Genomic DNA, 13,728 nt, shown 5'->3' on the forward strand with positions numbered 1-13,728 from the left:
CTCCTGACGGCCCAACGGTGGGGGTGGCTACCGCTGGTTGGGCCTGCGCCCGGGCTGCTGCTCGCCGCTGCTCCGGCGCAGGTGGTCTGCCTGTTCCGCACTGCTCGCGGGTCCTGCGGGCCTGCGCGCGACTGTGTTCGAGCGGGCCCGGGCGGCCGCCGCGGAAACCCGCGGGCCCGCAGGCGCTGGCGGCGTCCGCACCCCCTGCTGGGCCGGGAGCGGGCGTGCCAGGGCTTGTCCCATCCGGCGCAGAGTCGGGACGTCCACTTCACGGCCGGAAACGGGGACAGACGGGACTGCGGTACCGGCGGAGTGAGGGCGGCCGCTGTAGGCGAGGGCGGCATCACCGAGACGAAGGAGGGCCTCGGCGCTGGGGAGGGTGGTGAGGGCTTCCTGGCCTGAGCGCCGCAGCCGGTCGGCGCCCCGCTGTGCCCAGCTGGCAATGCCCTCACAAACCCGCACCCCCACCCCGCGGAAGAAGTTTCCGACACGGTCGTCCTGCAGGAGCCGCCCCCAGTGCTCTCCGGCCCGTTCCCGGATCACGCGCCATAGATGGGTGAAGGCGCCGCGGACCGTCTGGATCCGCTGCCACTCGGGCAGTTGCTGCAAGGTGCTGGCGTGCGCGTCGGCCTGCTGCAGAGCCACGTTGACCACCTGCGCCAGGTGTGTCGCGTCGTCGGGGTCCGCGGGCAACGCAGAAGGGCTCGCCCACCCAGGAGCCGCCGGCGCTTCGAGTGTGGTCTGCGTGCTCGGCCCAGGCGCGGAGTCCGGCGCGGCTTCGGGCGGGCCCCCCGCGACGGCTTCGGCAAGTTGTTGCTGGAGTGTGCGCAAATCGGCTTCCACGGATGCCCACAGGTCCGCAGCCGTGCCCTGCTCGGCGGGAATGGTCTCGTTCCATGCCTCCATGACGTCCGAGAAGGAGGCCACCATGTCTGCCGGATGGTCGTTCGTTTGGATGCTGCGGCTCTCGGTGGTCGTCGACAGCGGCAACTCCTCCGAGGTCGGTTCCACGGCATCCGGGCCGGACGTGACGAGCTCCGGTGCATCGGTATGCGTCTCATCTCCGGCCTGCCGGACGCTGTCGGCCGCGGCTTCAGGTCTCTGCACGGCGATCTGGGCACTGGCCGATGCCGCAGGCTCGACCGTCTCCTGGAGCGGCCGGGCGGGGTCTGGGGCGGTCGGTGCGGCCCCCACGGGGTCGGGCCCGGCCTGGGCAGCCCGTCCGTCATCCGTTGCTGTGTCGGCTTGCGGGCCGGTGTCCTGCGTTGCCTTGGGACTCTGTGAGTCCGGGACTACGGGAGTTCCGGACGCTTCCGAGACCGGCAGCGCGGTCTGTGCCGTCGTGGTTTCCGGCGCGGTGGTCTCAGGTGCTGCGGCTGCCTTCTGGTCGTGGACGGCGGCTCGTTCTGCCTGGGCCGCGGCCAGCGTCGCCTGTACGTGTTCGTGCAGGCGACGGGAGTCGTACAGGAGATAGGCCAGGGGAAAGGCGAGCTGCCTGCGCTCAGGATGGCCTGGGTCGGTCGGCAGCGCTGCACCCCAGGCGTTGACGGCTTGCTGGACGGCGTCGATGTGCTGCGTCATCTGCTGTGAGCTGTAGCTCTCAGCCACAGCGGCTGCCAGGCCGTCGAGGCTGCCGACCAGCTCCTGAAGGTGTGGGTTCTGTGCGACGGCGGGCTGGGCAGCCGCGCTGGCGAAGGCAGCGCGATGCTCCAGGGCAACCTCGCGCAGATTGGCCCGCAGGACGTCGACTCGCTGCCGCGACTCGTCGGCGGCGGCCGGGCCGAGCGGTGGACCGTACGGCACGCCGGTGAACGCGGAGTACATGACGGCTGCCCAGGCGGCCGCGTCCTGCGGCGTATCGGCAGGGTAGGTGACGTCCGAAGGCTGTCCCTCGGTGGCCAGTTGCGCGACCCAGCCGCCTTCGGTTCCTCGGTGCACGGTGGCAATGACGAGGTCGCCCTGCAGCACCTGGCCGGAGTCGACCGGCTGGCCGTCCAGCCCGGACAGGCGCAGCCGGTAGCGGAGGTCCCCGGTGAACGGGATCGTTTCGAAGTAGCGCTGAGGCTCGGGCGGCTCCTCGGTGAGCGGCTCGCCTGGTGTGTCGGCGGTTTCCGGGACCGGCGGGGTGGTCATGGTCGGCTCCTCCGAAGCGTCTTGCGCCGTCTCGTCACTGGGGGCGTCCTCCTCCGCGGGGGCCGGAGCCGTCGGCGCGGCTGCCGTGCCGGGCTCCGGCGTCTGCAGGTCGCCGTCCGCCGTCTGAGGTCTGTCATGGCCGGTGGACGGTGCTTCGCGCCGTGTCTCGTGCATCTCCTCGTGCAGGACCGCACCTGCGGGCTCTGTGTCCTGGGTGATGTCTGCCACGGGGTCGCCTGGAGCGGGGCCGACGCCGGCCGGTGACTCCTGGGCTTCCTGGGGGCCCGGCGCCGGGGTGTCTTGCGTGGCACCGGTGGCCGCGGCCGGATCGTCAGGACCCGACTCGGTGCGGGTCTCCGGAGCGCCCGCGATGCCCGCAGGCTGTTCGGCGGTCTCTGCCTCGGGAGCTGCCCGCTCCGGAACGGCAGGGCTCTGTTCCGCGGAGTCCGCAGCGAGGGCGGCCAGCTCCGCCTCGAAGGCGGCGACCGTCGCCCGCGAGCGGGTTGCCAGGAGAGCGGCGGCCTCCCGTACCTGTCCCAGCGGGCCGCGCAGATCCTCGTCGACCGCGGGCTCCAGGGCGCCGCTCCACACCGCCACCGTGTGGATGTGGAGCAGCAGGTCGTCCAAGGACCCTGCGGGGCTGTCGCGCAGGGACTGTTCGGCGTCCCGGTAGGCGGCCGCCAGCTGGGCGATGGGGTTGGTCGGGTCACCGTCGCCGTCGGGTCGCTGCTGCTGGTCAGCTTCGTAGTAGCGCTGAACGGTTGGCAGGGCCTCCCATCGGGTGAACGCCGCGGTCAGCCGGTCGATGTCCGCACGTGCTTCCTCGTCGACGTCGTACGGCTCGCCGGGAGCGAGAGTCGCCAAGTCCACGTCCTGCAGCACCACATCCAGCTCCGGCAACGCGGCGGTGGCCGGGGCGTCGTCCGGTGCGACGTCCTCCAGCGTCGGCGCCGCCACGGCAGCCTCCCGGAGCCGCCCGCCCGAGGCGCGGCGCGGACGTGCAGAGCGACGCTCTGGCTCAGTCCGGGCCTGTTCGATCATCGCGGCCCATGCATCCGACAGGGGAGGAAGGGACTCCCCGCGCTGCGCCGCCCCGGCGCGATCCCACACCAGTTCCTGGGCACGCTCCTGGGTGGTCGTCCAGGACTCGTCCAGCTCCCGGGCGGCGTCGAGGAGTTGTGTGTGCGCAATGAGGCGGGACGTCATCGCGGCGACGCACATCACGACCGGGCCCGCGCCCTGCAGCTCCACCGTCAGGCGCGGGTCGGTCTTCTGGCAGCTGCCGGCGAATCCCGGACCGTGCGCGGCGCACTCCTTTGTGGTCCCGAAGTGGGGACCCAGGATCTGCAGGTCCTCGGTGGGCGTGTTGGACAGGCCATGGACCGTGGAGCTCCAGATCGCGTACTCACGGCGCATGCCACGGCCGTCTGGGGTGCCGCCGCTGACCGGTTGCTCGACCGGATGGCCGACAAAGCCCCAGTGGAAGCGGCTGACCCGGCCCTCGACGCCGTAGCGGGTCACCCGCCAGTAGTTGTCTTCGAGCTGCGTGACGACGGGCTCGAGCGTGAAAGGGATCTCCCCCGAGGGCAGGGCTGGGTGGCGTTCGGCCCGTTCTCGCACCAGCGCCCGGTTGGCGGAGTCGGTGCGCAGCCAGGTCATGAGCCGATCGGGGGTCTGGTCGTCCGGGGCGTCACTGGCGCGGCCGGTGTCCGGCGCCTCCGGCAGCGTCTTGATGATCCAGAACTCATCGGCTGTGCCGACCGCGATGCCACGCAGCCGATACTCCACGCCCCCGGCAGAGGTGACGATCCAGTCGTTCTCGCGGTCACCGGGCCGGACGCTCTCCCCGTCGTGCAACTGGGCAGGGAAGGAGGCAGGACCCTCGCCGCCGCCGACGGCCGGGTCGCCGAACAGCCCGAGCTGTTCTGCGGCACCCTCCTCTGTCCGGGCGCGGGGTTGGTCGGGGGCAGGCGTTTGCGTGGGCTGCTCGACGTCGGTCGGCGCCGCCGCGGACGAGTCGGGCCGCCGGTCGACCGGGTCAGCGGACGCTGCTTCGCTCTGCACCTCTTCCACGGTCATCTGCCCCTCCGGAACGCCGTCGGTCTCCTCCGCCTCCGTGTCCGGCTCCGTCTCATCCTGCAAAGCCGGGTTCGGGACGTGGTCGGGCGGAGTCAGGCCGAACTCCTCGTACAGGTTGGCCGTCCCGTACGCGTCGCCGGGCGGCTCGCTGGTCTGCTGTGGCGGTTCCTCGGTGCTGCCGTCCTCAGGCTCCGGCCGGACTTGGGCGCCCTCGGCGGGGCGGCTGCCGGAGCCGCGGGTGGGCCTGGCGGCCGTTTCAGCGGGCACGGGCACGGGCGCGGGCGTGGGTGCCGGGTGCGGCGCCGGCGCCGGGGCCGTGGGCAGTTCCGGGGCGGGTGCTGTCTCGTCGAACGCGGCAAGGGCGGCCGCCGCCTGGTCGACCTTGGCCTGATGGGGTGCGCGCTGCTCGACACGCTCCGCGATGGCTTTCTTGCGGCTCTCGGGAGTGCGGTACCTCTCCGGGTCGAGCATGGACTCGGTCAGCTCCGGGAATTTGTCCCGCTCGGTGATCGCGCCGACCACTGCGTCCAGCAGTTCGACGCGGCGCCGGGCGTGCTCGATGGCCGGGCCGTAGTCGATGGAGGCCTGCTGCGCGGTGAGCAGCGTGATTTCGGCTTCCAGCACCGGAAGGCGCTCGCGGTCCATGAGCTGGTGGTTTTCGGCCTTCTCCAACGCGGTCGCCAGGCGGCCGATGATGGTGCCGCCGAACCTCGGGTTGGCCAGGTCGCCGATGGAGCAGACGAATTCGCTGTGCCGCAGGTCGGGGAAGCCGACGTGGGCACGGATCTCGGAGCCGCCGTCCAGGATCTCCGGTCGTACCGCGAAGTCGAGCCCGCCGAAGGTGCCGATCGTCGTCCACGGCCCCGTCCCGAGGCTGCTGTGGCCGCGCAGGGCGTCGGCGACGGCCTGGCGCACGAGCGGACCGGCCTCGCCGCGCTTGTCGAAGTCGCGGCCGCCGACCCGGATCTGGAAGGCGTCGCCGCGGATCGTGGCGGTGACCTTCGGCAGGGCGGCATCCCGGAGGGCGATGGCACGCTGGGTGCTGGCGAGTTCGTTCTCCTTTGCCAGCAGCAGCTCCGCCTGGCGGACGCGGTCGGCGGCCGCGTTGCGCCGGTCGGCCTCCAGGCCCTGGAGGTGGACCTTGGCCTCCATGAACTGCCGCATGAAGGGGTTGCCGCCGATCTCGGCGGCCATCGTGGCGTAGTCCCAGTCGCTCGCGCCGATCTCTTCGACGGTGTCGTTGTCGTCGTCACCCTCGCCGGGCGGGCGCTGGATGTCGCGCAGCCCCTCCGCCTTGGAGGTGAGCAGTCCGACCTGCCAGGCGTCCATGCTGCCCTTGGTGGCCAGGAAGTAGATGTTCACCTCCTCGTGCTGGTTGCCGGGGCGCAGGACGCGGAAGTCGCGCTGCATCATCATGGCCGGGGTCCAGTCCTGATCCAGGTGCATCAGGGCGTAGGCCCGGTTCTGGCCGTTGAAGCCCGTACCGAGAACTTCGCTGGAGCCCATGAGGACCGCGATGCCGCCGTTGTTGGCGGCCTCGGTCATCGCGGCCTTCTTCTCCGGGGTGTGGTGGTCCTGCGCGAACTGGACCATGTCGCGGGGGACGCCGCGGGCGGCGAGCAGGTCGCGCAGCTCGGCGTAGAGGTCGAAGCCGCCCTTGTTGTTGCCGCCGGGGGTGCCGCTGTTGCAGAAGAGGAAGAACAGTCCGCCGGGGACCGGGTGCAGGGTGTCGTTGCGGCTGGAGACGGCGTAGGTACGGTCCTTGTGGGCGTGGTACCCCGCCGCGATGATGTCGGCCGCCGTCACCAGCTTGTTCGCCGCGGGTGCGCCGGCGTCCACCAGCCGTGGGTCCAGCGCGACCGCCCGGCCCTCGCCGGAGACGGCCAGCATGTTGTCCTCCTCGCGGGTGACCTCCCCGGCGTGAATGGCCTGGCCGCGGGCCACCAGCGTCTGGAGCCGGGCACGCTGGTCGGCGGTCGGCTCCACCAGCACCAGTTCCGGCGCACCGCCGGCGAGCTTGGGCCGTACGATCCCGACGTCGTCGCCGGTCTTGGTGTCGGCGGCCAGCCCCCACATCGTCTTCATCGTGGACTTCGACACGAACCGGGAGAAGCGTTCGACGATCGTCAGGCCGCTGCCGTCCGGCGCCATCTCGATGCGCTGGACCTTCTGCCCGAAGGTCTCCGCCCACAGGTCCGGGCCGTGCACCCCGAACTGGTCCAGCAGCCACGGCGTCGCCAGTTCGAGCACCGAGTACTGCTCGAAGATCGAGTTCTCCATCGGCGTGCCGGTGCCGAGGGTGACGGTGGGACGCCCGCCGTGGAGCTCCGCCACCTGGTGGTGCCACCTGAGCTTTTGGTGCATGTCCACCGCGCGGACGCTCGCGGCCTCGCCGCCGGCCTCCTTGGAGCGGAAGCCCACGGCGGTGAAGCGGTGCGCTTCGTCGACGAGCGCGTAGTCGAACCCCAGGTCCTCCCAGTACACCTCGCCCGGAGTGCGCATCGGCGCGGCATTGCGCCGGATGCGGGTCTCCACCGTGGTCAGGCGCCGTTCCAGCTGCATCAGGGCGAAGGCGTTGTGCGGGACCCCGCGCTCGCGCTTGAGCTGTTCCTTCAGCGACTCGATCTCGCGGAAGAGGTACAGCTCCTGCTGCTCGGGGCTCATCCGGATCGACCCGAACGCGCCCTCGGTGAAGATCACCAGGTCCGGGGTGTTCGCGCGCAGCCACTCAAGGACCCGGCGCCGGTTGCCGTCGGCGAGGTCGTCGGAGGTGATCAGGTGGATGTCGGCGTTGGGGTAGAGCAGCTTGGCCTCGTCCAGCCACTGCCGGGCCAGGTGCGGCTGGACCACCGCGAAGGGCTTGGTGATCTGCCCGGAGGCCTTCAGGGCCTGGGAGCCCATCACCATCGTGGTGGTCTTGCCCAGGCCCATCTCGTGGGCGAGGACCACACCCCGCTCGAACTGCATCCGCGCGGCCGCCGAGAGCTGCCACGGGTGCGGGGTCCGCTCGGTCGTGAGCCCGGCCAGGGTCGGGGCGAGACCGTCGTAGCTGCGGACGACGTGCCCGTTCATCTGCCGGTTGTAGGCGTCGGTGAGCAGCGTGACCCGGGCGGTACTGGCGGTGCAGTAGTCCTCGAACGCCGACCGCATCGCGTCGGCCTTGTAGCGCATCGCGCGGGTGGCGTCCTCGTCCACCCCGTCGCCGTCGAGGGTGTTGACCACCATCGAGGCCCGCCCGAGCAGGGCCTTGGCGATGTGCACCGCCGAGCGCCGTTCGGTGCCCTTGAGCGCGTTGATCGCGTCTGGCACCTTGCCTGCGGCCAGGGACCAGCCGTACCGCTCGTTATGGCTGACCTGGAGAGTCGGGTCGCCGAGGTACTCCCGCAGGAAGCCCTGCACGAGAAAAGCGGGAATCCAGTGCGCGCCGAGCTGGGCGGTGAACTGCCCCAGGCGCTTGGGCGGCGGCTGCACCGCTTCCAGCGCGGCGACGTTCACCGCGTACGTCGGATCGGTGGCGGCCGCCTCGCGGGCCTGTTCGAGCTTCACCCGGACCGGCCCGGACAGGTAGGCGCCGGCGTGCTCCAGCTTTTTGGTGACCGGGTTGTCGAAGACCTCGGTGCCCAGGCGGCGGCGGGCCTCTTCGGGAGTCGTGCCGAGCAATGAGGCGATCAGCGGCAGGTCCACGCTGCCGGTGGCGCCCATCACGGCCGTCAGAGCCGTCTTCGGGTCGTCGGTGGGCTCCAGGTCGTCGCGGCGGGCGCCCGGCCGCCGGGTGAGGACCTCGGAGGGCACCGGCCGGTCGTTCGCCCGGTCCCAGTGCTCCAGGCCCAGCACGACGGCGGCGTGCGGGTCCTGGCGGAACCAGCCCCAGCCCGTGGGAAGGCGTTCGTGGTCGTCCAGCTCGGCGCCGGCGGCGCGGGCGGCGGCCCTGGCCTCGTCGGTCGGCAGCGCCATCCGGGTCTGCCGGGGCCGGGACAGCGGCCCGTGCGCCGTGGTGTACGCGGCGTGTAGCCGGGCGAGCTGGCTGCGGACCTCGCGCGCACGGTCGGGGTCGCTGCCGGTGCGGTCCAGCTCCTGCAGTTCGCTCGCCGTGTCGCGCAGCGACAGCAGCATCCGCAGCTGCTCGGTGCCGGTGACACCGTCGGCGGCGATGACCCGGACCGGGCCCTCGCCGTTGACGTGCTGCCAGATCTGCCCGTGGTCGTCGGTGTAGAGGCGGCCGGTGAAGTCCGTCGCGTGCTTCTCGCGGGCGGTCTGCAGCAGCAGCGGCGCGCGGTCGGGTCCGTCCTCGTGCGGGACGTAGCCCTGGCCGTCGGCGACCGCCGCGGCGGCGGAGGCCTCCATCCGCTCGCGCAGCAGCCGGGGGGCTTCGCCCGGGTCGCCCTGCACCGTCACCCGCGGCCCGTACGGCCCCGTCTCGGATGTCAGGCGCCCCAGCACGTGCTCCGGGTGCTCGGTGAAGTAGGCGTTCACCGTCAGGGTGTTGCCGCCCAGGTCCCGCTCCGGCGCGTCGATCCACGTCTGATCGCCCGGCTCCTCGTCCTGCGCGCGGCGGCGGAAGACCAGCACGTCGGCGACCACGTCGGTGTCGGCGGTCTCGCCGAAGGTGCCCGCCGGCAGCCGGTATGCGGCCGCCAGGTCGCCCCAGCGGGACATGGCACGGCGGGCGGAGGTGTCCTCGCCGTCCAGCGTCCACCGCGAGGTGATCACGGCCATGTAGCCGCCCGGCCGCAGCAGCGCGAGCTGTTTGATGATGAAGCCGTTGTGCAGGGAGTGCCCGGTCGCGCCGTAGCGGCGCTCCCCGAACGGGGCCTGAGCGAACGGCACGTTCCCGATCACCAGGTCGAACGTGCCGGCCGGGGCGTCGGTGTCGGTGAACGACTCCGACAGCACGTTGGCGTGCGGGTAGATCCGGGCCGCGATCGCCGCGGTGGTGGGGTCCACCTCGACGCCGGTCAGCCGCGCGGTCTGCGGGGCCACTCCGAAGAAGGCGCCGGACCCGCACCCGGCCTCCAGGACCTCACCGCCGTCGAAGCCGTACGCGGCCAGGCCCTGCCACATCGCCTCAGCGACGCCCTGCGGGGTGTAGTGGGCCGACAGCACGGCCCGGGACGCCGCCCGCCACTCGAAGGGGTCCAGCAGCTCCTGCAGCTCGCCGCGCACCCGGTCGTAGGACTCCCAGCGGGCATGGTCCGCCTCGAACCTGCCCTCCCACTCGCCGCCGGGCCGGTAGATCGGCTCATCGGGGTCCGGCTCGTCGAGGAACACGGTCAGGACCGAGCCCCAGCCCGACCAGCGGGCCAGGACGCGCTTCTCCTCGGCGGTGGCGCCGCGGCGGTCGCTCTCCAGCGTCCGCAGCACCTTGACCGCTTCGAGGTTCGCCTCGGCGCGGGCCAGCGGGCCGCGCGGCAGGTCGGCCGGGTCGGGGCGGAACCGCGCTACAGGTTCTCCAGCTCCCTGCGGATCTTCGCCAGCTCCGCCGCTTCCGGACTCAGCGGCGCCGCCGGGCTGTCCGCGTCCTCCGGCGGCGGCAGCATCTCGCGCAGCACCTGCTCCCGCGCCGTCGCCCTGATCTGCTCCAGCTGTCCGACCCGGGCCTGGTAATCCGTCTCCGGCTCCAGGGTCTCCTCCAGGTCCTCCTCCGCCGCGGCGATCGCCTCGCTCATCTGCGCCCCCAGCTTCCGGAAGCGGCCGTCCGGGTCCTGCATCGCCGCCAGCTCCCGCGGCCGGAACTCCTCCCAGTGCCTGCGCAGAAGCGTCTCGTACTGGCTCATCGTCGCCATCGGCCGGGCCTCCCTCTTGCTCGTTGACGGTACCGGTCAGCGCCGCCATCTGCGCCGCCAGCCGGGACTGGTCCACCCCGCGCCGCTCGACGTCGCCGCCGGCAGCGCGCACTTGCTCGATCACCGCGTTGATGCCGATGAGCGCGGCACCCATCGCCGGGATGCGCCGCTTGGCCGCCTCCCTCTCCCGCCTGGGCAGGTTCTCGTCCAGCGACTGCTCGCGCAGGTCCTCCGTGGTCCGCTCCGCGATCCGCGCCAGCTCCCCGAGCAGCCCTTCCTCGAAGTCGAACAGGTAGGCCCGCATCACCTGGTTCGTGAGCGGGTTCACCACCTTCGTCTGCGTCGGCAGCTGATAGGGGGTGAGGAGGGTGAGCACCCGGTCGTACTCGCGGGAGAGTTCCGAAGGCCTGCGCCGCAGCCACGACACGAGCGGCTCGTAGGAGCTGACCGGCAGGGTCACTTCCCGCTCCAGGCCCCAGGTGCGCCGCGGCAGCGTCTCGGGGTCCTGGTCGTAGCGCTGTACGAGGGCGGCCATCGCGGCCGGCGCGGAGTCGAAGTCACCGATGCTGCTGCGCTGGTCGTAGTCGGCCAGGGCCCGGAACGTCCGGCCCTGGCGCTCCACGTAGCCGTAGGTGTGAACCGAGCCGTCGATCAGCACGGTGCGGCGGCCTGCGATGCTCCCGCCCAAGCTCGCGCGGGTCGCCTCCGGGTGCTGCTCCATACCCCGCTGGAACCACTCCGCCTCCACGGCCTGCAGCCGCTGTGCCCGGGCCTCCCTGACCGCCTCGCTGTAGGAGTAGGCGGACTGCTCGTTGCGGGCGTTGAGACTCGAGGCCAGCTCGGCGTTCTCGGCGATCAGGTCTTCCAGCGTCATCTCGCCCACCGGCGTCCGCTCGCCGTAGGACCGCGCACGCCGGGCGGTCCGTTCCTCCTGGACGGCCCTGCGGTAGTCGGCGACCTGGTCGTGCAGCTCATGGTCGCGCGGCAGGCGTGTCCAGGTCCGGCCGATCTGCTCGTGGGTGCTCTCGAGCGCCTCGTCGTCCAGGTCCGCCGCCGCCGGACCGGCCAGGAGGACCCGGGAGATGCGCGCGTACTGCTCGGTGCGCACCGCCTGGTAGTGGCGCTCCAGCGTCCGGTACTCCTCATCGGAGGACAGGAACGGCGTCCTGTAGCTGTTCGCCTGCCACCACTCGCTCTCGGTGGCCAGGTCCTCGTCGCGCATTTCGGTGACCGGCGCCGACGCCGTCACCCGGTCCAGCAGCCGTCTGCCGCGTTCCTGCCTCACCGCATGGAACCGGTCCTCCGCCGCGGCGCTGAAGTTCCGGGACCGCTCAACGGCGGCGGCGCCCTCCGCCTCCACCAGCTCCTCGTACGACAGGCCGGTGAGGTCCAGCGGCTCCGGCTCCGGCTCGGGCGGGGGAGCGGGCGCCGCCGGCGGAGCCTGCTGCACCGGAACAGCCGCGGCCGCCGTCGGTGAGGCGACCAGATCCTGCGGGGTCTGGCCCGGCCCGAGCACCACGATGTTGCGGTCCTGCCGGGCGAACGCCCGCAGCACGGCGGCGAGGTTGCGGTCGCGGGTGCCGGGGTTCCACTTCCGGCCGGTCGCCCATCCCTGGCGCTGCCCCGACCAGTACAGGTTCCCGGCCTTCACCGCCCGGCGGTCGTCGTCGTCGTACTTGTCGGTGCCGTACACCGCGGCGACGCCGTCTTCCTCCCACCGCACCCACACCTTGTCGCGGACGCCCGGGTCCACCGCCGCCCGGTGATGGCGCGCGGCCAGCATCGCGAACGACGACAACCGCCCGTCCCCGTACCCGTCGCTCACCAGGCGCGTGTCCCCGACCCGGCCGACCAGAGCGTCGCTGTACCCCCGTCGGGCGGCGGAGCCGATCTCGGTGCCGTCCGGACCGAACACGGTGACGGAACTGCCCTTGATGACCGCGTGATAGCCCGTCACGCCGTCGACCGGCTCAGCTCCTTCAGGAAGAGACAGCTGACCAGGCGAGGCAGCCGATTCCGTCTCGGAGGCGGTCCCCGCTTCCGTGTCTAACGCCGCGAGCTCATCCCCCATGCGCTTCTCCCCGTACCAGAGGCTCCCCGCGGCACGCCAGCACGCACATGCCACGCCATCCCCACCGGACCCTACCGACCAAGGCCAAAAACCTCGATCGTGATACGCCGACGCCGACCTGCGGAGACAGTCGGCCGCCCACCGGCACAGACCTCGCCGCGTCTGTCCCATCCGCCTGACGCCCAGCGGGGCTCAGCGGCTCCTGCGCAGGGCTTACACGGCCTCGGGGAACATCTGTGTCGGCCGAGGGCCGGGGTGGTGGGTGCGGGCGGGCAGGTGAGCCGGGAGGCGGGGACGAGCTGGAGGGCGGTGCGGGCGGGGTGTTGACATGGGCGTATATCAGGGCGGAAATGTTCAGATCACCGAACGGGGTGCGGCCGGTCAGCAGCTCGTACAGCAGGCAGCCCAGCGAGTACAGGTCCCCGCGAGTGTGGAACAGCTCGTCACGTCCTCCACAGAACATCGCCGAGAACGCCCCTGAGCGGCGCCAGGAGCGTCATTCCCCAATGTGAAGGCCCGGAAGTGCCGAACGGTCACCGTCTTCGTCTACCGGCGTCACCGGCGGGGGAGAAGAGCGTACGGGCGCAGGGGGACGCCGATCACCTGCAGGACGAGGTTGCGGTGTGCAGCGTGCAGGGTGCGCACGGCGGCCCGGGTCAAGCCCGGCCTCGGCGGCTGGACGCCGGCGCGCTCGCGGCCGGGCTTCGTCGGGATCCACAGGTAACCGGGGTCGCTGCCTTCCAGAGCCTTGGTGATGCCGGCGCGGACGTCGAGCCAGCGGCGCAGGATCTCCACCGTGTGCTTGTCGAGCGGGTGGTCGAGGTCGGCGACGGTGACGACGGGGACCGGGCGGCGCTCCAGGTCGACGTCGGTGACGTTGAGCTGGTGGAGCTGGGGCACGGAGTGGCCGGTGGCGGCGACGAGGGCGGCCACGGCCGCAGTGCGGATGGCGGTGGCGGCGTTGGCGCCGGTGGGCCGCCGTACGGCGAGGGTACGCAGCAGCTTGTAGGCCTGCTCGGGCTCCAGCCGGTCGCCGTGCCCGGTGGGCGGATAGGCGCGCTGCAGCCTGGACAGGCCGAGGTGGTCGACGAAGGTGTTGTAGGTCTGGATGCGGGCGCGTTGGGAGTCGTGCGCGGCGACGGCGTCCGGTCCGAGGAGGGTGTTGCGGCGCCGGGTTTCGCCGACGTTGGCGGCTTCCAGCCAGGAGTCCGCGCGCTCGGGCTGGACCAGCTCTTCGGCGGTGATGGAGGTGCTCTTCTCCGCGTTGAGGACGTGCTCCAGGTACTCGGTGAGCAGGGTGCCGCGCAGCCGTACGGTCTCGAAGGCGTACCCGGCGTTCTGCTGCGCCGTCATGAACGCGCCGATCGCGGTGAGGGCGTCGGTGGTGCGCGGGTTCGGTTGGGGCATGGCAGACAGGGTACGAGCCCGGTTCAAGCGAGTTGGTCATCAAGCGGACCGTCCCGTGTGGGGAGGGCCGAGACCCTGGATAACAGCAAGAAGCCTGCCTCGTCCCTCCCCAGCCAGCTGCGGGTCTCGTCTCGGTCCGTGTCGGACCAAATTGGTCCGTGCAGGCCCGATACGGTCCTCATACGACCCCCGGGCTGCCCGGAGGCGGGGCCTTGGCCCCGCGGAGGTCTACCCGCTTCTTGCTGTTATCTAATG

The 13,728-nt window shown here is 71.9% G+C and carries 2 protein-coding genes; both read right to left on the minus strand.

The features are described from left to right. Nucleotides 1-27: 27 nt before the first annotated feature. Nucleotides 28-11,952 carry a hypothetical protein gene (locus ACIGXJ_RS35855; protein WP_399654705.1) on the minus strand — a complete coding sequence of 3,975 codons (11,925 nt, stop codon included), beginning with the start codon at nt 11,950-11,952 and terminating at the stop codon, nt 28-30. Between the two features lie 669 nt (nt 11,953-12,621). Continuing rightward, entirely contained in the window at nt 12,622-13,473 is an 852-nt protein-coding gene (locus ACIGXJ_RS35860; RefSeq protein WP_399654708.1) for a hypothetical protein, read from the minus strand. Between the last annotated feature and the right edge of the window lie 255 nt (nt 13,474-13,728).

Source organism: Streptomyces sp. NPDC053367, assembly GCF_044545925.1.
Lineage (GTDB): Bacteria > Actinomycetota > Actinomycetes > Streptomycetales > Streptomycetaceae > Streptomyces.